Genomic DNA, 18,526 nt, shown 5'->3' on the forward strand with positions numbered 1-18,526 from the left:
CCCTCGATCCAAGCTAAGCATCAAGGTGAATCACGCATTAATGTGCAAGTTTAATCAGCCCGCATTTTTGACCGTAACAAACTCAGGATAGGCATCAATACCGCAGTCAGAAGCATCCATACCGTTGTATTCTTCTTCCTCAGTCACACGGATCCCCATGGTTATCTTAATCACATACCAGACAGCAAATGATGAGCAGAACACCCAAGTGAAAATGATCGCTGCGCCCGTCAACTGTCCGGTAATAGTTGCATTGGCATTGGATAATGGCACACACATTAAGCCGAGGAAACCAGCCACACCGTGTACTGAAATCGCACCGACGGGATCGTCGATCTTAATGCGATCTAAGCCCACAATCGAGAACACCACCACGCCGCCCGCCACTAAACCAATCACACCCGCCATTAACAATGAAGGCGAGAGAGGATCGGCCGTAATCGCCACTAATCCAGCCAAAATACCGTTAAGGATCATGGTCAAATCCGCTTTGCCCCAAATCATCTTACACACGATAAGCGCTGAGATAGCACCAAAAGCAGCTGCAGTATTGGTATTCACAAACACTTTCGCCACTGAGCTTGCATTCGCCGCATCCGACACCATTAATTGCGATCCGCCGTTAAAGCCAAACCAGCCCATCCACAGAATAAACATACCTAAGGTTGCCATTGGCAAGTTAGAGCCTGGAATAGGATTCACTTGACCATTAGGCCCGTATTTACCCTTACGCGCACCGAGTAATATTACGCCAGCAATCGCCGCGGTCGCCCCCGTCATATGCACAATACCGCTACCAGCAAAGTCTACAAAGCCCAGTTTAGCGATAAAACCTTGGCCCCAAGTCCAATAACCTTCTACTGGATAGATAACCGCTGTCATCACCACAGAAAAGAACAAGAAAGCCCACAACTTCATCCGTTCCGCCACAGCACCAGAGACAATTGACATCGCCGTTGCCACAAATACAACTTGGAAGAAGAAGTCAGATTCTAATGCATGGCTCGCATCTGCTGATTGCGAACCAATTAAGGTGCCAATTGACGGTAACCAGCCACCTTCAGTGTTATCCACATACATGATGTTATAGCCAACCAACAGATACATCACACAGGCAATCGCGTACAGCACAACGTTCTTAGTTAAAATTTCAGTGGTATTTTTAGAGCGAACTAAACCCGCTTCTAACATAGCGAATCCCGCCGCCATCCACATGACTAAAGCGCCAGAAATCAAAAAGTAAAAGGTATCGAGTGCAAAGCGTAGTTCAGTGACTGTGCCGCCTAATTTCGTTAATTCTTCCATTGTCAGCCCCTTATAGCGCTTCAGTATCAAGTTCACCCGTACGGATACGGATAGCATGTTCTAAATCAACGACGAAGATCTTACCGTCACCAATTTTCCCCGTATGGGCCGCAGTGGTAATGGCCTCAATCAACATGTCGAGATTTTCAGCCTTAGTGGCAATTTCTAGTTTTACTTTTGGCAAAAAATCCACCTGATACTCGGCGCCGCGATACAACTCTGTATGCCCTTTCTGACGGCCAAAACCTTTCACTTCGGTCACCGTCATGCCCTCAATACCAATTCCGGCGATAGCTTCACGGACATCATCCAACTTAAACGGCTTGATGATAGCGCTGACTAGTTTCATCCTGACCTCCAAAAAAACGCGATTGTTATTAACTTGTATCAAAGGTAATTCAATCATTAGGCCAACAATTTAATCCATTGATTATTATTGATTTAAATTGTTTAACACTATTTTTTAAGGTTAAAAATGCACCATAATCGAGCACTAACTGGTGCGATGCACTCTTTTAGTGAGCAGTTTAAGTGCGACAGCTATTCGACCTTAGGCCTATTGGTAACAAGGTTAAATTAGGGTCTACTGGGGGAAGCGTAAATCGAGATGAAATCTGAGTATCACAACACAAGCTCTTAAACAAAAGCGAAGATCATCACTAAGACAATCATCAAGCGCAGAAGGAAGGCCCGATGTTAAAACCAGAAGAATGTGTTCTCGTTATCGTCGATGTGCAAGGAAAACTTGCACAAATCATGGATAACAGTGACAAGCTGCATCAACAACTACAGACCTTAATCCAAGGCGCACAATTATTTGAAATTCCAATACTGTGGTTAGAACAGCTACCCGATAAACTCGGAGCAACTAGCCCTGAGCTGCAAACCTTACTTGCGAAAACCAGCTCACCCATTGCTAAACAGCATTTTAGCGGCTGGCACTGTGACACGTTTGCAAAGGCATTAACTAAGACGAATCGCAAACACGTCATACTCGCGGGTATTGAAACCCATGTGTGTGTTTACCAAACCTGTTGTGACCTTATCGAACAGCAATATTCGGTGCATTTAGTCGCCGATTGCGTCTCGTCACGCAGTGCTGAGAATAAACAACTCGGGATCCAAATGATGACGGCCAGAGGCGCCCTATTAACTAACGTGGAATCGCTATTATTTGAATTACAACATCAAGCCCAAGGCGAGCGGTTTAGGGCGTTATTAAAACTGATCAAATAGCGATTTAGCCCATGGTATTTCTTCAGCCAGCATGACCAACGCCTGACATTACTCGATATTTTTTTCCATAAAAAAGCCCCCGCTGAGTCAGCGAGGGCTTTTGTTTACATGAGGGGTTAGCTCATATCGAAAACTCAACCGCGATTGATTAAAACCTACTTATAAGTGGCTTCGCGTTTTTTCGCTTCTTCATCCCACTTAGGTAACATGTCTTTCTTGAATGCTTCTTTCTCAGCATTCATCTTTTTCATGTCCATACCTAAGGCCGCTTGTGCTTTAGCTTTAGTAGAGATATCAGGAATCGCAACAGGATCTGTGATGCCTTTTTTACCGAGTAATTGCGCTAACTTCACACGAGCATCAGCAGCTTTATTCACTGAAGTACCTAAAACACGTAGGGCTTCTTCAGGAGCATGAGCAGCAACACCATGGGAAGCAATCGCTAAATCCCAGCGCCATTGAGCATGACGGATATCGGTCAAGATAGGCTTCATTTCAGCTTCAGTTGCACCCAATTCCCACGCTTTAGCAGCTTCGAAGTGCGCTTTCACTAATTGCTCTTCCGCTTTCAGTTTCATTTCTTTAACTTTAGCTTTACGTTCATTAGTGACGCCAACTAAGAATTCTTTCGTTTGGCTATGGCAAGTTGCACAGGTTTCTTCGAAACGGTCAAATGGATTACCCACTTTATGATCGGTAAATTTCTTACCTTCAGGGCTAGTCACTTTTGGCATATGGCAGTCAACACAACTGACATTATTTTTACCATGAATACCCAGTTTCCACGTTTCATACTCTGGATGTTGCGCTTTTAACATAGGTGTCTTAGACAGCGCATGAGTCCAATCGGAGAACTCGATACCGTCGTAGTAAACTTCCATCTGGTCAACAGTTATGCCCATATCCCAAGGGAATTTGACGAAACCTTTTTTGTCTTCTTTTTTCTCAAAATAGTATTCAACGTGGCACTGACCGCACACCATAGATTGCTTGTCTTTCTTCGAAGCTTTATCAAATGGCGTACCGATAGCATCCATTGCACGGTCTACATAAGGACGAGAGATCCGCAGTTTTGGTGAGCCTTTTTCATGACAATCACCACAGCCAATGGTGTTAGTGACTTCAGGGCCACCCTTAGCCCATTTACCTTTGAAGTAGCCATCTTCACCTTGCTCTTCAATTAAGCGAGGTACATCAGGGCTCTTACAGCTCCAACATGCCATAGGCAATGGACCATCTTCCGCATTTTTCGGCGCACCAGTACGTAGGGTATTACGCACGTCGGTCACGGCATACATATGGCCGCGAGGAGCGTTGTAATCTTTTGCGAATGCATAGCCAGCCCACAGGATCACCATATTAGGATCCTGCCCAATCGCATCGACAAGTTCTTCACTCTTTGCGGTATCATGCCAGCTATTATATTGATTCTTAAATTTATCTTTATAAACTTCGTTGCGAGGCTCTGTTTTATCACTCGCCATTGCGCCCGCTGCCATGAAGCTGGCGGCAACCAGTGCACTCAGTGCAAAGGACTTACCTGTCATCTTCTTCATCATCTCATCTCCGTGTTGCATTATTGTTGTAAATCACGACATCTCCATGGTCAAACTTAGTGATTTAACCCTGCTAAAAATATACCTCTTAGGGGGTATCTAGGTTGAAGTTTGCGCTAGATCAAAATGTAAAGGTGTTGTTGTTCACATTTCTATACTTTTGTTAATGTATTACATTATTTTCTAATGTAAAAACCACTGCAAAGTGCCATAACAGCGGCCATCAAAATGAACAGCGGATTAATGAAACGAGGTAGTCTCACCTCAAAAATCTTAGGATTAATGTTAGTACTTATTCTGCTCTCTAGTAGTTTATCGACTTTTGCTATCATCAATTTGTCCTACAGCTTAGGCGACGCCAAGGCGATTAATGCCTCAGGGTCGCTGAGGATGCAAAGCTATCGGTTAATGTTTTACGCCAACTCAGGCAGTGATGCTGCGCAGGATAAAATCACCGAATTCGAAAATACGCTCTATTCCGACACATTAAAGCCCTCGGAAAGTTGGTTTAGTCCGCCAGAAATTGCCGCTCAATATCAGCTTGTCATCGATAAATGGCTGGTGATGAAACACTACATAGAACAAGAAAACTCCCGCGATTATGTCGCCTCACTGAAGGACTTTGTTGATACCATTGATTTACTGGTGCTTGAGATGGAGCACTACGCCGCCTTTAAACTCAGACTCCTTGCCGCCAGCCAAATATTAGGCTTAGGCGTCATGCTCATTATCGCTTTTGTGGCCGTGCGTTTTACAAAGAAGAAAGTGGTGATCCCGCTGCAAAAACTGATGGAATCGGCCAACACGATTTCTAAGGGTAATTTTGAAATAGAAATGCCCGAGACCGAATATATTGAACTCACAGCGCTGACCCATGCCCTACAAAAAACGGCTAAGGAACTCGCGACGCTTTATGGCAACCTAGAATCGCAGGTAGCAGAAAAAACCTTAGCGCTGACAAGGGCCAACAACGAGCTGGCATTCTTATATGATAACCTACTGACATTAAACGCGAATAAACTCGATTACAAAGCGCTTAAAGCGGCGCTGAATCAGTTAAAAGGCTATGAATCACTCGACTTCCTAAGACTCATTATCCAATATCCCGAGCAAGAGCTTGAAGTGATTGAGGCCGATGGTGGCTGGCCAGATATGACTCAAGAGAGCACCCGTTTTCCACTGCAATTTGAGCAGGCTAATTTAGGCTATTTAGAGTTAATTGCCGCTCAAACACCCAATATCGCCTTGTTTAACAATTTCGCTATTATGTTGACGCGCTCAATCGTGATCCACAATGCCACAGAGCAAAGACAGCAACTGGCGCTAATGGAGGAACGTGGCGTAATTGCCCGGGAGCTGCACGACTCTTTGGGTCAAGTGCTATCTTTCCTAAAAATCCAAATTAGCTTATTACGCAAAAACTTAGATTGCAGTTGCCGCAGTCCAATCATTGAGGCGCAGTTAACCGAAATCAACGAAGGTGTAAGCACTGCCTACGTGCAGCTCAGGGAGTTACTATCCACCTTTAGGCTCACAATTAAAGAGCCCGATCTAAAAAGTGCTTTAGAGGCTATGCTTGAGCAACTCAGGACAAAGACGAATATAAAGATAACCTTAGACTATAAACTTGCGCCACAATGGCTAGAGGCAAAGCAACACATCCACATACTGCAGATCACGCGAGAAGCGACGTTAAACGCCATCAAACACGCTGAGGCCAGCCTCATTAACATCCATTGCTATAAGGATGACGAGGGTATGGTCAATATTGATGTTTGTGATAACGGCATAGGTATTGGACATTTAAAAGAACGAGATCAACATTTTGGCATAGGTATAATGCATGAACGAGCCAGTAAGCTTTCAGGTAAAGTCGTGTTCAGCGACAATGATTTAAAGAGATTTAAACCTGCTATGGCAACCACAACTGAGCAAGGATGCAATGCACAAGACGACGCACTCAAACCTAACAGCCCATTAAACCTTGTGCAGCACAGCAAAGGGTCAAGTGGCACTAGAGTGACGCTTATTTTCCCATCTCAACAGGAGCCTTCAAATGGGTAAACCTTATTCCGTACTAGTGGTCGATGACCATCCCCTCTTGCGCAAAGGCATCTGCCAGCTCATCGCTTCAGATCCTGACTTCAGCCTATTTGGCGAAGCCGGTAGTGGTTTAGACGCATTAACCGCAGTGGTCACCGATGAACCCGACATCATCTTGCTCGATCTGAATATGAAAGGCATGACAGGCCTAGATACGCTCAATGCCATGCGCCAAGAGGGCGTCACCTCGCGCATAGTGATACTCACCGTTTCCGATGCCAAACAGGATGTTATCCGTTTACTTCGCGCTGGAGCCGACGGCTATTTGCTCAAAGATACTGAGCCAGATTTACTGCTCGAAAAACTCAAAAATGCCATGCTTGGCCACAGGGTGATCAGCGATGAAGTCGAAGAATACCTTTACGAACTTAAAGATGCGACCGATGAACAAGAATGGATTTCGAGCCTAACCCCAAGGGAGTTGCAAATTCTGCAGCAACTGGCGGAAGGCTTAAGTAATCGCATGATTTCAGAGCATTTACACATTAGTGAAGGCACAGTTAAAGTGCACGTAAAAAACCTGCTGCGTAAAGCCAATGCTAAATCGAGAACCGAAATGGCGGTGCGCTACCTAAATAATTAAAGATACGAAAATAAGCTTGGTATCACGCAAACAATAAAGGCAATCCCATGATTGCCTTTATGTTTTTATCAAATAGAGAGTAAATAAATGATTACAAACCTTTCTCAATAAATTGCTGCCAACTCAATAGCGCCTGCTCAAAATCCTCTAGGCCACAATAAGCTTCTGACTCAGCATCATAGAGTGACATAGCCTCTTCCAATTCATATTCTTGCTCAAAGCCTAAAGTATTGGCAAAGACTCGGGCCTGTTCACGCTCTAACTCTAAGGTAAAATCATTACCAACAAGACGCCATGAACCTCGTTTATCGGCTTGAATTTCTTTTATCACACCCAACACTTGCTGAATTTTAGCTAACTCAGTCCCTAATTCTTCCGTAAACCATTGCCCAAGCACTTCATGATCCATGCTAAAGCTAGCCCCAAAAGTGCCAGTTAAACTGTTACGCCGAAATTCGTATTCCATTTTATTGTCTCTTTGATCTAAGCCTACTAATGCTAATTTTAACCTATCCTTGGCTAAGTTGCTTGCATCCCTCAGCACATCAAATTTATGTCAATTTACGTTTGTCTCATGTCGTTAAGCATAAGTACTGACTTCATTTTCATGACAAAATCAGTTAGTTTGTTTGAATGATTTTGAAAGTTAAATGGAATGCGATATGCACGAAGGGTTTATCTACAGTTTAGTGCTCAGCGGCGCCCAAGCGGGTTCCACCTTGAGCCTAGAACAGATCGAAAAATGGGATCCTCAGGATGGCCTACTCTGGTTACACCTTCGCTATCGTAATAAAAAGGCACGCCACTGGATACTCAATAGCGGTCTGCCTAAGGTCGAAAGTGATGCCCTACTCGCCCAAGACACTCGTCCCCGTGCTGTGATTACAGGTGAAGGCATATTACTCGCATTACGCGGCGTTAACCTCAACCCCAATTCAGCTCCCGAAGACATGGTGGCCGTGCGTATCTATGCCGATAAACAGCGGATCATATCCACCTGCGATCGCGAGTTACAGTCGGTCAAAGATGTCGCCGAGCTGATCCTTGAGGGAAATGGGCCTACAACTACGGGGGACTTTATTGTCGCAATCTGCGAGCGACTGACCAATCGTAAAGTCGAGTTTATTGATAAATTGGAAGAACAGCTCTCTGATTTAGAAGAACTAGTCGTCTCAGGCAATGTGAAAGACTTACGTACCGATATCGCCGAACTGCGCCGTCAAACTGTAGCCATTCGCCGCTATTTAGCCCCACAGCGCGAAGCATTCTCGAAAATGATTTCCGAGCAATTCAGCCTATTTAAAGATACTGAGCGACTCAAGCTGAGGGAAACAAACGATAAACTTATCCGCACCATTGAAGATCTCGATGCCCTGCGCGATAGGGCTAATGTAACTCAAGAAGAATTACTCAGTCAGCAATCGGAGCAACTCAACAAACGCTTATATTTCTTATCCTTAGTGTCAGCAATCTTCTTACCGTTGGGCTTTTTAACAGGCTTACTTGGGGTCAATATTGGCGGGATACCGGGCGCGGACAACACTTGGGCCTTCGCCACCTTCTGCGGCATATTAATCTCACTCGTCGCCCTGCAAATGGCGCTGTTTTATCGATTTAAGTGGTTATAGCCACCTTAAAACAACAAAGCCAATCGATTAGGATTGGCGTTGTTTTCGTTCATTCTTATAAGCTGAATGTTATGAGCTAATGCTTATGCTCTAAGCGGGCGATTATGTCGTTGGCAACTCAAACACATGAGTCATGACTTTATAAAGCTCTGTTCCTTGGTGCACAGACGCCGAAGCAAAGTGCAAAATCGGCACGCAGTCCTGCGGTAAACTGACCGTTTTTAGCTCATCCGCCGTACCGTATAAATCCATACGCAGTAAATTCACTAAGGGCTGTCCCGCTGCCAGTGGTTCACCCACAGGCGCGAGGTATTCCACTAAGCCAGCGCTTGGCGCGTGATACTTTTTATAGTCCTTAAGGTAACAACCAAAGCGCGGCATTTTAGCGGGCGCAACGGTTTCAGCGATCACGCCTCGGTGGCTTAAATATGCCAAAATCCCTTGTGCATCAACCAGTGCATCCTCAAGACAGACGCGCTCTTGGCTCGCCAATTCCAACGTTAACGCTGATACTGCAACTCCTAAATCGCGCCCTTGAGATTTTGCAAAATCACTCAATTGCCACCAAGGACAAAACGCCGCCTCATCCATGGCGCCACCAAAGGCATTGGGGATAATGAGCGTATAAGGGATCGACAAAAACTGCGCAGCAGCTAAGTCATATTCAGGACAATACAAGTGCTTACAAGACTTAGGACCTGTGTGCAGATCGAGCACTATATCCGCGCCATGGGCCATAATCTGCAGGTTAACCGCAAGTCTATGGCCAGTAGTAATGCCCCATTCATGACGCAATTTTTGCTGACAAGCTTCAACCAAAGTACTGCGATAGGCTTGGATCAGCTCGCTATCACTCAGCTTGGCATGTTCGCTATACCAAATCGGCAAATCGATAGCATGATTCAAATACTCACGATTCCAATTCGCGCCTGTAATAGGGTCAAATCGGCCAAGGGTAAACTCACCACTTTTTTGGTTGATACCGAGTGGATTGGCCAATGGCACTAAGGTGATTTCGCCGCGGATGTCACAGTGTTCAAGCTGCTTCATCAACTGATAAATCACCGCATTACCTTGTACTTCAGCACCGTGGACATTGGCCTGAATATACACTTTGGGGCCAGTCGCCTTATCGTCACTCGGTTTGAAATGGTAGATAGGCAAAGTGAGTGCTTGCCCTGCGGCAAGCTCCCCGATTTGCAGAGACGATGTTGTCGGCAACATACTAAACGCCTTCGAACAGATTTTGATGCAGCGATTTAACCACTTGCGCCGCTTCCGATTCTGCCACTAACACACACAGATTATGTGGGCTGGCACCTTGGCAAATCATCCGCACATTGTGTGGTTCTAACACTTCAAACACACGGCGACAAATACCCGGCGTCGTCGCAATACGATTACCGATAATCGCCACTAAGGCCAATCCATCTTCAACTCGCACACGACAATGCTGTGATAATTCTTGCAGCAATGCCTCACTCAACAGACCTTGACCACTTGAATCTGAACCGGTTTTATCGAGGGTTAGAGACACATTCACTTCTGAGGTGGTAATCAGATCCACACTGATCTTATGTCGCGCTAATGTCGCAAAGGTTTCCGCTAAAAAGCCCTGCGCATGCAGCATTTGCAGGCTGTGAAGATTTAACAGAGTTTGATCGCGGCGCAAGGCCACAGCGCGGAATACGGGCGCATCTTCCACTTGATGACGGATCCAAGTCCCGCCCTTTTCAGGATCTTTACTTGAACCCACAAACACTTGAATTTGCTGACGAACGGCAGGAAGAATAGTCGCTGGATGCAATACCTTAGCACCAAAGGTCGCCATCTCGGCAGCCTCATTGAAACTGATCTCGGCAATCGGAAAGGCATTGGGCGCAAGACGCGGATCGGTTGTATAAATCCCAGCGACATCAGTCCAAATCTCGACCGCTGAGGCGCGTAACGCTTCGGCTAACAGCGCAGCAGAATAATCACTACCGCCGCGACCTAACGTTGTCGTTTGACCAGCTTCATCGGCACCGATAAAGCCTTGTGTCACAATCACTTGTTCCGCTAATAGTGGCTGTAGATAATCACGAGCTAGAGTCGCAATCTGCTCAACCTGAGGTTCGGCACGGCCAAAGTGGCTGTCAGTTCGTAATACTCGGCGCACATCGAAGGCACTTGAGTTAACACCTTTCTCGCGGATCACCGCCGAAAACAACGCTGAAGAACATTGCTCACCGAGGGACAACAACTCATCCATAGTCGCTTTGCTGCGTTGTGATGCGAGCGCTTCACTCAATACCGACATGCGACTCAATAATTTATCTAATGCGGCGGCCACATCGTTAGGACGACCGAGCTTATCTAAAATCGCATATTGAATTTGGGCAATTTGTTTTAATCGCTGTAATCGGCCATCGTCGTTGATCGATTCTTGGGTCAATTCCACTAACAGATTCGTCACGCCGCTCGAAGCGCTGACCACGACTAAACGACAATGAGGATTAGCTAACACTATGTCGGCACAGCGATTCATAGCGTTATAGTCGGCGACTGAGGTGCCACCAAATTTTGCAACAACGAGGGACATTAGCGCACCTCCGTGAAACACGTAGGGCAAGAAATAAACGCAGATTGAATAAGATATTGATTAACTAACATGATCACACTCCGAACTGACTTCGTTCGAAGAGCCTGGTGCTCAATGATAACGCACCCCAAAAGAAGGGAAACAGCAATCGTCACCAGAAGCTCTCCACCAATTACAGGTGACAATCGTCAGGATTCAGCCTGAGCGACCGACATAAACATGCAGCAACCATATCTATGCCTCGGCGTTAATCTCCCTCATCAGTCATCGCTGGAGTTTGTGCTCCTCTGACCGACTACCTAGTTAACGCTCCTCTTCTGTTCCTTTCCGAGGAAAGGGACGAAAAAAGTAGCAATAAACCCCTAATAAAGTCAATGCTAATTTCATAACAAATGAACAATTTAAATAAAATCTTTTGAAAACAACTAAATGTTCAAATCGGGTAGCTCGTATACCAGCTGCACATAATCTCTAAATTTGCCTAAACACACTTCATCATGTCCATCCAAGGTGCAAGGCACTAAACTCACATCCCCTTGTTCGACAACATAAATCGCATATTGATTAAATTTCTTACCCAATTGTAATGCCATCGTTCTATCGATAAACACGGCCCAACTTTTTTCCATGTGGGATAAATCCGGTGCTGCGCCCACTAAAGCACGATAAGGGCTACCGAGTAATTCAATTTCACGGAGAAGTTGGCGATCGAGTAAACGGTTTTGGCTAGGAGAGAGAAGCTTTGAAGCGGGATTATGAGCGGTAATAACAGCAAAGGAAAAATCACAGGATAATGCTTGAGTCAGCAAAAACAACGGCGCTTGGTAACATTGCCACAAATTTTGAGTCGTATTGTCCATTGGTAGTCTAGTCGAAAAATGAACCCAAGCTAGTGTAGCAGAGTGATTGTAAAATCCAAAGAGGCGTGAACTGGCTCACAGGAATAAGAAATACATTAGTTATACTAATCAATAGCTAAAGTAAATATCATGGTAAAACCCCCTACTCACCTAAAATTTGTTAACATTTCATTTGTTAACAAATGACTAAAACGAGTACAATGTACGTACTGGTGAGTTGAAACAGATTGAGCAAGATGCTTATCGTTCAATACAGTTTGTTACATATATCGCTTAAAGTAACGTGAACTGACCGGGCATCTGTTTAAAATCTGTTCTACATTTGATTTGTCTTTTAAACATTTAAAAAAAACAATAGTTAAGGAACTTATTCTAACTATTGCTTATCGAAGTTGGTACTGATTACGTTTTCTCGTATTACACTTAAACGTGCACTTAATCTACATCCAGATATAGATGTCACCGTAAAGATTTTCCTTTTGAGCACAAAGCAGTTCAAGGAAGTATCAACGCTTTTATGAATATAAGAGCCCGAAGTAAGTTGCTCTTATTGGTTAGTATAAACTGATTAAAATTTAGGTAAATAATATGCAAAATCCGCACATTCTGATCGTTGAAGATGAAGCCGTTACCCGTAACACGCTGAGAAGTATTTTCGAGGCAGAAGGGTATGTGGTAACTGAGGCCAATGATGGCGCAGAAATGCATAAGGCTATGCAGGAAAACAAAATTAACTTGGTCGTTATGGACATTAACTTGCCAGGTAAGAATGGTCTATTGTTGGCACGTGAACTACGTGAAATCAACAACATCGGTCTTATCTTCCTGACAGGTCGTGACAACGAAGTCGACAAAATTCTTGGACTTGAAATTGGCGCGGACGATTATATTACCAAGCCGTTCAACCCACGTGAATTAACGATTCGTGCTCGTAACCTTCTGACTCGTGTCAACAGCGCTGGCGCTGAAGTCGAAGAAAAGAGCTCAGTAGAATACTACCGCTTCAATGATTGGAGCTTAGAGATCAACAGCCGTTCATTAGTGAGCCCACAGGGTGAATCTTACAAACTGCCACGTAGCGAGTTCCGCGCTATGCTGCACTTTGTTGAAAACCCAGGCAAAATTTTGACTCGTGCCGATCTACTGATGAAAATGACCGGCCGTGAACTTAAGCCACACGATCGTACTGTAGACGTGACTATCCGTCGTATCCGTAAGCATTTCGAAAGCTTGCCAGATACGCCAGAAATCATCGCGACTATTCACGGTGAAGGCTATCGTTTTTGCGGTAACTTAGAAGGCTAATCACCCGCTAAGCGACATCCGCATTAATTGGTTTGATAAGAATCGATTCACAAAAAACCAGATCCTAGGATCTGGTTTTTTTATGCCTACTATTTGGCGTTTTTCAACTGCCTATCTAGGAAATCGGCCAGTGAGCGATATAAGTGATTACGCACTTTCTCGCCACGCATCGAATGTTTAGATCCAGGATAATCGATCATCTGGAATAATTTCCCTTCATCCTGCAGCGCCTTATAAACCCGAGTGCTGTTTTCAAACAAGACGTTATCATCGGCCATACCGTGATACATCAACAGACCCGATTGATAGTTTTTCACATAGGGAAACACGCTGCTGGCTTCATAACCCTTTTCATTCCCCTCAGGATGGGCTAAGTAACGCTCAGTATAATGGGTGTCATATAAGCGCCAGTCGGTTACAGGCGCGCCCGAAATCGCGGCTTTAAAGTAATCTGGCGCCTTAAATAGACTCATCAAGGCCATGTAACCACCGTAGCTGTGGCCGTAAATTGCTACATTATCGGCATCGACAAATGGCAGACTCCGTAAATAGTCCACTCCCACTTTTTGATCCTTGACTTCAGCTTCACCCAAGTGACGGTAAATCACTTGCTCAAACTTTGTGCCCCTGTGGGCGCTGCCGCGGTTATCCAACTGGAACACCACATAGCCTTGTTGAACAAGATACTGGGTAAAGTAGTCCTGCTCGCTCCAACTGTTGGTCACTAACTGTGCGTGCGGCCCACCGTAAACCCGTACAACGACAGGGTATTTCTTGCTCGCATCAAACGGCACAGGTTTGAATAAACGGGTTTGCAACACTTGGCCATCTTCGGCTTTCAGTTCACCAAATTCAGGGAGTTGCCACAGACCCGCATAGTCATATAAAGGATGGCCTTGCTTGACTTCATTTTGCTCAACCCAAGCCAGTTGTTGGCCCTTCTCACCGTGTAAACTGATCTGCGGTGGCTGAGATAAGCTATTGAAATAATCCAGATACACACTTTGATTGTCGGCAAACACAGGATCGTGCATGCCCGCTTGCTTGCTTACCCGCTCAACCTTGCCACCCGCTAAAGGCACGCGATAAAGTTGTTTCTCGATTGGCGTATCTTTGCGGCCAGTGAAATATACCCAACCAGCGGTTTCATCTATGTATTCCAACGCATCGACAGCCCACTCGCCCTGAGTCAATTGGGTTTTAAGTTTGCCTTTTAAGTCAAAAAGATACAGATGATTAAAACCATCTCGCTCAGATGCCCAAATAAAGGCCGACTGCTGCTTTAAGAAGTGCAGATCGTTATTAAGGTTTACCCAAGCATCGCTGCGTTCTTTCACTAAGGTTTTTGGTTTAGTCAGTGAATCTAACGCCACCAGTTGCAAATCTAGCTTATGTTGATCGCGACTCTGCCACTGGAACGACAAATGTTTGCTATCGGGCAGCCAATCGACCCGCGGCAGGTAAATATCTTTGCTATTGTCTTCGCTGTTCTCTTCGCGCAGCTTCACCCAATTGATAGCCTTATCTTTTAACGTGACCACACCGAGGGCGATATCGACGTTGTTTTTGCCGGCATAGGGATAGCGCTGCTCAGTAAGTTTAATACCGTCAGCATAGATTTCGTTACGGGTTACTTGCTCGACACCGGACTCATCAATACGGGTGAAGGCGATAGCCGATTCATCGGGCGCCCACCAATAACCTGTCATGCGATCCATTTCCTCCTGAGCGACAAACTCGGCCATGGCATTTTTAATCGCCCCGCCGCCATCGGTCGTCATAGCTTGGAGTTTTTTGGTCGCCAGATCTAACACATACAGATTTTGATCCCGCACGAAAGACACAAAATTGCCCTTGGGCGATAGGCGCGCATCTGTGGCAAACCCTTCGCCAATGGGAAGTTGGCTGACACTGTTATCCACTAATGAAAAATAATACAGATTACCAGCAGCCGGAATTAATAGCGCTTGGCTATCATCGGCCCAGAAGTACTCCATAATGCCTTCGCCATAAATACGTTGGCGCTCGCGGCGGGCTTTTTCTTCATCGGATAATTCATTGCTTGCCAACTTATCGGCATTGAGCAATAGGCTAGATTTACCCGTCTTTACATCCATCTGCCAGAGATCATAAAAGTTTTGATTGTCTTTACGGCCCGCAAGATAAGTGACACGCTGACCATCGGGTGACAGTTTCAAACCACGAGGACTGGTGCCCGCTAATGCGGGCGAGGCATTCATTCGCTCAATCGTCAGTGGCAGTTTGCCGCCTTCCATTGCAAAAGCTGGGGTAATTGAAAACATAGCTGTCGAAATCATGGCCATTTGGCTCGCTATCAGTAGGGGAACGGCGCGCACCTTAAGTGAGCACGCAGGGAACCAAGTTAACCTATTTTTAATCATTATTATTCCTTGGGAGCATAATCGCCTAAGATGTCAGCGATTAAAAACAAGCCGACATTGTGCCAGAGGCAAACCCTAAATAGAAATAGCATGCAATATGCCGATACAAATTAGGCCCTTGCGCCAAGCTCAATCCAAATAATCCCTAAAAGCCTTAATATTCGCTAAAAGCATCAGCAACATCGCTGAAATTGTCGACTAACTGAGTTATCATTCGCGGCAAATAACGAAATTGACCTCATTGTTGAACCTCTAAAGGACATAACATGCAGACTCTGGCCCAGCACCTGACCTCACAGGCAGTGAACGACTCCCTCTCTCACTTGATTTTAACCTTAGCCGACACCTCAAAAGCCATTAGCCATGCCGTTCGCCACGGTGCACTTGCGGGCGTGTTAGGCGCGACTGAGCAAGAAAACGTCCAAGGTGAAACCCAGAAAAAACTGGATATCATCACCAACGATATGCTTAAAGATGCTTTAAAAGCTGACGGTACAGTGCGCGGTTTAGCGTCGGAAGAAGAAGATCATGTGGTTGAAGTCAGTCAAAATGGTCAATATCTGGTGTGTTTCGATCCACTAGATGGCTCATCTAATATCGATATCAACTCATTAGTCGGCACCATTTTCTCCGTCCTGCCCGCGCCTGCTGGCGAGCTGACTGAAACCAGCTTTTTACAATCTGGCCGCGCCCAATTAGCCGCAGGTTATGTACTTTATGGCCCATCAACCATGCTGGCATTAACCACGGGCCAAGGCGTGCAACTCTTTACTTTGCACCCAGAAACCAATGAGTTTTTACTGACTAACGCCGCCATGAGCATTAACCCAGATACCCAAGAGTTTGCCATTAACATGTCGAACCAGCGTTTTTGGGAAGCGCCAATGCAGACCTATATTGCCGATTTACTGCTCGGTAAAATTGGCCCACGCGAAAAATCATTCAACATGCGCTGGATTGCGGCCATGGTCGGCGATGTACACCGCGTGCTATCTCGCGGTGGTATTTTCACCTACCCAACCGACAATAAAGATCCTAAAAAACCGTACAAACTGCGCTTGATGTACGAAGCCAACCCAATGGCCTTCTTAGTCGAACAAGCTGGCGGTAAGGCTTCTACCGGTTATGAAACCATTTTGGATATTCAACCAACTCAAATTCACCAACGTGTTGCCGTCATCCTAGGCAGCAGCAACGAAGTCGACGCTTGCCTGAGCTACCACGGTATTGATTACAGCGAAGAACCAAGTCTGGACTAAGCAGAATCGCTTAGATTCTGATTTTTAGGATAAAAGCCACTGACCACAGTGGCTTTTTTGTTATTTATACGGCCTTGCGGCCGAGAAGGTTGTGGGGTGAAGCCCCACGACCTTGATTCACCTCGGCCGTAAGGCCACAAAGCCAAAAGCTACGTAGCAAGTGCGAAATGTGGCGCAAAGAAAGTCACGACGGGTACAAACTCCAAAGCACAAATCAGCCACAGCAGCCGCAAGGCCAGCGTGAGTGACCATAGCTGGACTCACACATTTATAAATCAAGAAGGCCAACGCCCCGCAGCATGGTTGGCGGGGATTGGTATTTTGTGGCATAAGCGGTGAATTAAAGCCAGATAAGAGCTGCCGCTCCTGTTTGTCGTCTGTCAATTGAATACATCAAACAGGCGGCTTTACTGACATTGCTATTTTACTTCCAACCGATTATTTACCGAGTGCACACCAGAGGTTGCAGCCGTCACCCGTTCAGCTTGGTCTTTCTGAGCTTGGCTATTTACATTGCCGGAAATGGTGACATCGCCCTTGCGGGTTTCTATCTGAATATCTAAATTTTGTAGCTGCTGATCAGCGATCAACGCAGTATTAACTGCTGTGGCAATTTTAATATCATCACCAGTACCATCCTCGGTTGTTACAGTTAAGTCTGGTGTACCTGTTTGGGTATTCACATTGCCACTATCACAACCGTTAAGCAGCAAACTACCAACGAGTACAACACCAGCGGTAACGAACGTAAGTTTCATGGTTTGCATTATAAGCTCCTTCACACTGCAAAAAGTGCAGGGTAATAACCATAATGCAATAACACCAGTTTGAGCTCTGTGCGCTGGCAGACATACAAATCGATCTAGTGGCATTTAGGGGCGAGATCACCTTGTTAGACTCTTGATTAAGCGTCAGGTGTGAAGCCCCACGACTTTGATTCACCTCGGCCATTAGGCCGCAAAGCCAAAATCTACACAATAACCCAAAAATAACCCACTAATTGCTAGCACACAGATTTTGCTGAATCTTCCAACGGCGCTGCATCACGGGAATTGAAAAACCATAACAAAACACCACGATTAGAGGCTGAATTTGAAAGCTCAGCTCGGGCCAGAGCATGAAAGCTGCCACACAGGCTAAGGTGCGCACTATCGCATGCATTATGGCCACCTTTTGCGCAGCTAAAACACCGTGGACTAACCACATTAAACCTGTTTGCACCGCAAGGGCGAAAGGCAAAGCCAGATAATTTTCCATAAAAAAGGGAATACTGATGCTAAAGGTTAAAAAACTCATCCCCATCGCAGCGAGAAACACCGTCTCAAACCAATTACGCTCAGCGCTTTTCTTAAACGAGATATTCTCGCCCGTCAGCCGCGAAATACCCATGGCAAGGTAGATAATAGAACCAGTACCGATAAAGACAGCCATAACCAACTGCGAAGGAGGTAATACAAAGCTCAATATAAACAGTAAGCTCCACACAATCATGCCGGATAAAGGCATAGCTAAAGCACGTTGTTGACGGTATTCGATTAATTGTTGGTCCAGTGATTTATGTTGCATGATTAAGCCTCCTTGTTTAGATGACTTAAGTATCTGCGTAAAATGTCCATCACGGCAGTGTGAGTTGTCAGCAATCTAGGATGACAAATGTCACTTCCTTCATCAAAGCCCTAAAATGCCAAGAAAAATGATCATCCATGGC

At 45.4% G+C, this 18,526-nt stretch carries 16 protein-coding genes and 1 riboswitch; of the genes, 6 read left to right on the top strand and 10 right to left on the bottom strand.

Annotation, left to right across the window (positions count from 1 at the left end; all coding sequences use genetic code 11):
* Positions 1-54 precede the first annotated feature (54 nt).
* Entirely contained in the window at positions 55-1,305 is a 1,251-nt protein-coding gene (locus L5M29_RS10815) for an ammonium transporter (RefSeq protein ID WP_028761801.1), read from the bottom strand.
* Positions 1,306-1,315: 10 nt separating this feature from the next.
* Entirely contained in the window at positions 1,316-1,654 is a 339-nt protein-coding gene (locus L5M29_RS10820; RefSeq protein WP_028761800.1) for a P-II family nitrogen regulator, read from the bottom strand.
* 344 nt (positions 1,655-1,998) lie between these two features.
* Here L5M29_RS10820 and L5M29_RS10825 point away from each other — a divergent pair, with 344 nt between their 5' ends.
* Positions 1,999-2,541 carry a hydrolase gene (locus tag L5M29_RS10825; RefSeq protein WP_028761799.1) on the top strand — a complete coding sequence of 181 codons (543 nt, stop codon included), beginning with the start codon at positions 1,999-2,001 and terminating at the stop codon, positions 2,539-2,541.
* A 155-nt stretch (positions 2,542-2,696) separates the two neighbouring features.
* Here L5M29_RS10825 and nrfA read toward each other — a convergent pair whose 3' ends face one another.
* On the bottom strand, positions 2,697-4,100 hold the full coding sequence (gene nrfA, locus L5M29_RS10830; protein WP_263145600.1) for an ammonia-forming nitrite reductase cytochrome c552 subunit: 1,404 nt from the start codon (positions 4,098-4,100) through the stop codon (positions 2,697-2,699).
* A gap of 225 nt (positions 4,101-4,325) precedes the next feature.
* On the opposite strand from nrfA, the gene narQ reads away from it, so the two are divergent.
* Both narQ and L5M29_RS10840 read left to right on the top strand, forming a co-directional pair.
* Positions 4,326-6,161 (top strand): nitrate/nitrite two-component system sensor histidine kinase NarQ, encoded by a 1,836-nt coding sequence (narQ, locus tag L5M29_RS10835; RefSeq protein WP_263167807.1) that lies wholly within the window; start codon positions 4,326-4,328, stop codon positions 6,159-6,161.
* On the top strand, positions 6,154-6,783 hold the full coding sequence (locus L5M29_RS10840; RefSeq protein WP_105250232.1) for a response regulator: 630 nt from the start codon (positions 6,154-6,156) through the stop codon (positions 6,781-6,783). The genes narQ and L5M29_RS10840 overlap by 8 nt, the downstream gene beginning before the upstream one ends.
* A gap of 91 nt (positions 6,784-6,874) precedes the next feature.
* On the opposite strand, the gene L5M29_RS10845 is transcribed toward L5M29_RS10840, so the two are convergent.
* Positions 6,875-7,249 carry a YacL family protein gene (locus L5M29_RS10845; RefSeq protein WP_168824635.1) on the bottom strand — a complete coding sequence of 125 codons (375 nt, stop codon included), beginning with the start codon at positions 7,247-7,249 and terminating at the stop codon, positions 6,875-6,877.
* A 196-nt stretch (positions 7,250-7,445) separates the two neighbouring features.
* On the opposite strand from L5M29_RS10845, the gene L5M29_RS10850 reads away from it, so the two are divergent.
* Positions 7,446-8,411 carry a zinc transporter ZntB gene (locus L5M29_RS10850; protein WP_131525184.1) on the top strand — a complete coding sequence of 322 codons (966 nt, stop codon included), beginning with the start codon at positions 7,446-7,448 and terminating at the stop codon, positions 8,409-8,411.
* 102 nt (positions 8,412-8,513) lie between these two features.
* Here L5M29_RS10850 and L5M29_RS10855 read toward each other — a convergent pair whose 3' ends face one another.
* The 3 genes from L5M29_RS10855 to L5M29_RS10865 all read right to left on the bottom strand — a co-directional run bounded on the left by L5M29_RS10855 (position 8,514) and on the right by L5M29_RS10865 (position 11,852).
* Positions 8,514-9,635, bottom strand: a complete 1,122-nt coding sequence (locus L5M29_RS10855; protein WP_263167810.1) for a succinylglutamate desuccinylase/aspartoacylase family protein — start codon at positions 9,633-9,635, stop codon at positions 8,514-8,516.
* 1 nt (position 9,636) lies between these two features.
* Positions 9,637-10,992, bottom strand: coding sequence for a lysine-sensitive aspartokinase 3 (gene lysC, locus L5M29_RS10860; protein ID WP_263167811.1), 1,356 nt, complete (start codon positions 10,990-10,992; stop codon positions 9,637-9,639).
* A gap of 150 nt (positions 10,993-11,142) precedes the next feature.
* Positions 11,143-11,317: riboswitch (Lysine riboswitch) on the bottom strand.
* 100 nt (positions 11,318-11,417) lie between these two features.
* Positions 11,418-11,852 (bottom strand): DUF3293 domain-containing protein, encoded by a 435-nt coding sequence (locus tag L5M29_RS10865; RefSeq protein ID WP_173247481.1) that lies wholly within the window; start codon positions 11,850-11,852, stop codon positions 11,418-11,420.
* Between the two features lie 588 nt (positions 11,853-12,440).
* Between L5M29_RS10865 and arcA the strand changes: the two genes are divergently transcribed.
* Entirely contained in the window at positions 12,441-13,157 is a 717-nt protein-coding gene (gene arcA / locus L5M29_RS10870) for a two-component system response regulator ArcA (RefSeq protein WP_006080127.1), read from the top strand.
* An 89-nt stretch (positions 13,158-13,246) separates the two neighbouring features.
* On the opposite strand, the gene L5M29_RS10875 is transcribed toward arcA, so the two are convergent.
* A complete protein-coding gene (locus tag L5M29_RS10875) occupies positions 13,247-15,559 on the bottom strand; it encodes a S9 family peptidase (RefSeq protein WP_263167813.1) in 2,313 nt (770 codons plus the stop codon).
* 266 nt (positions 15,560-15,825) lie between these two features.
* On the opposite strand from L5M29_RS10875, the gene L5M29_RS10880 reads away from it, so the two are divergent.
* Entirely contained in the window at positions 15,826-16,818 is a 993-nt protein-coding gene (locus L5M29_RS10880; RefSeq protein WP_263167815.1) for a class 1 fructose-bisphosphatase, read from the top strand.
* Between the two features lie 419 nt (positions 16,819-17,237).
* Here L5M29_RS10880 and L5M29_RS10885 read toward each other — a convergent pair whose 3' ends face one another.
* Both L5M29_RS10885 and L5M29_RS10890 read right to left on the bottom strand, forming a co-directional pair.
* Positions 17,238-17,585 (bottom strand): BON domain-containing protein, encoded by a 348-nt coding sequence (locus L5M29_RS10885; RefSeq protein WP_105250242.1) that lies wholly within the window; start codon positions 17,583-17,585, stop codon positions 17,238-17,240.
* A gap of 229 nt (positions 17,586-17,814) precedes the next feature.
* Positions 17,815-18,384: a DUF7010 family protein gene (locus L5M29_RS10890; protein WP_263167818.1), complete on the bottom strand. Its 570-nt coding sequence runs from the start codon at positions 18,382-18,384 to the stop codon at positions 17,815-17,817.
* Positions 18,385-18,526: the final 142 nt, after the last annotated feature.

Source organism: Shewanella sp. SM95 (assembly GCF_025653595.1).
Lineage (GTDB): Bacteria > Pseudomonadota > Gammaproteobacteria > Enterobacterales > Shewanellaceae > Shewanella > Shewanella oncorhynchi.

Coding starts and splice junctions, on each gene's coding strand:
- L5M29_RS10815 (WP_028761801.1), bottom strand. CDS start 1,305: ATGGAAGAATTAACGAAATTAGGCGGCACAGTCACTGAACTACGCTTT.
- L5M29_RS10820 (WP_028761800.1), bottom strand. CDS start 1,654: ATGAAACTAGTCAGCGCTATCATCAAGCCGTTTAAGTTGGATGATGTC.
- L5M29_RS10825 (WP_028761799.1), top strand. CDS start 1,999: ATGTTAAAACCAGAAGAATGTGTTCTCGTTATCGTCGATGTGCAAGGA.
- nrfA (WP_263145600.1), bottom strand. CDS start 4,100: ATGATGAAGAAGATGACAGGTAAGTCCTTTGCACTGAGTGCACTGGTT.
- narQ (WP_263167807.1), top strand. CDS start 4,326: ATGAACAGCGGATTAATGAAACGAGGTAGTCTCACCTCAAAAATCTTA.
- L5M29_RS10840 (WP_105250232.1), top strand. CDS start 6,154: ATGGGTAAACCTTATTCCGTACTAGTGGTCGATGACCATCCCCTCTTG.
- L5M29_RS10845 (WP_168824635.1), bottom strand. CDS start 7,249: ATGGAATACGAATTTCGGCGTAACAGTTTAACTGGCACTTTTGGGGCT.
- L5M29_RS10850 (WP_131525184.1), top strand. CDS start 7,446: ATGCACGAAGGGTTTATCTACAGTTTAGTGCTCAGCGGCGCCCAAGCG.
- L5M29_RS10855 (WP_263167810.1), bottom strand. CDS start 9,635: ATGTTGCCGACAACATCGTCTCTGCAAATCGGGGAGCTTGCCGCAGGG.
- lysC (WP_263167811.1), bottom strand. CDS start 10,992: ATGTCCCTCGTTGTTGCAAAATTTGGTGGCACCTCAGTCGCCGACTAT.
- L5M29_RS10865 (WP_173247481.1), bottom strand. CDS start 11,852: ATGGACAATACGACTCAAAATTTGTGGCAATGTTACCAAGCGCCGTTG.
- arcA (WP_006080127.1), top strand. CDS start 12,441: ATGCAAAATCCGCACATTCTGATCGTTGAAGATGAAGCCGTTACCCGT.
- L5M29_RS10875 (WP_263167813.1), bottom strand. CDS start 15,559: ATGATTAAAAATAGGTTAACTTGGTTCCCTGCGTGCTCACTTAAGGTG.
- L5M29_RS10880 (WP_263167815.1), top strand. CDS start 15,826: ATGCAGACTCTGGCCCAGCACCTGACCTCACAGGCAGTGAACGACTCC.
- L5M29_RS10885 (WP_105250242.1), bottom strand. CDS start 17,585: ATGCAAACCATGAAACTTACGTTCGTTACCGCTGGTGTTGTACTCGTT.
- L5M29_RS10890 (WP_263167818.1), bottom strand. CDS start 18,384: ATGCAACATAAATCACTGGACCAACAATTAATCGAATACCGTCAACAA.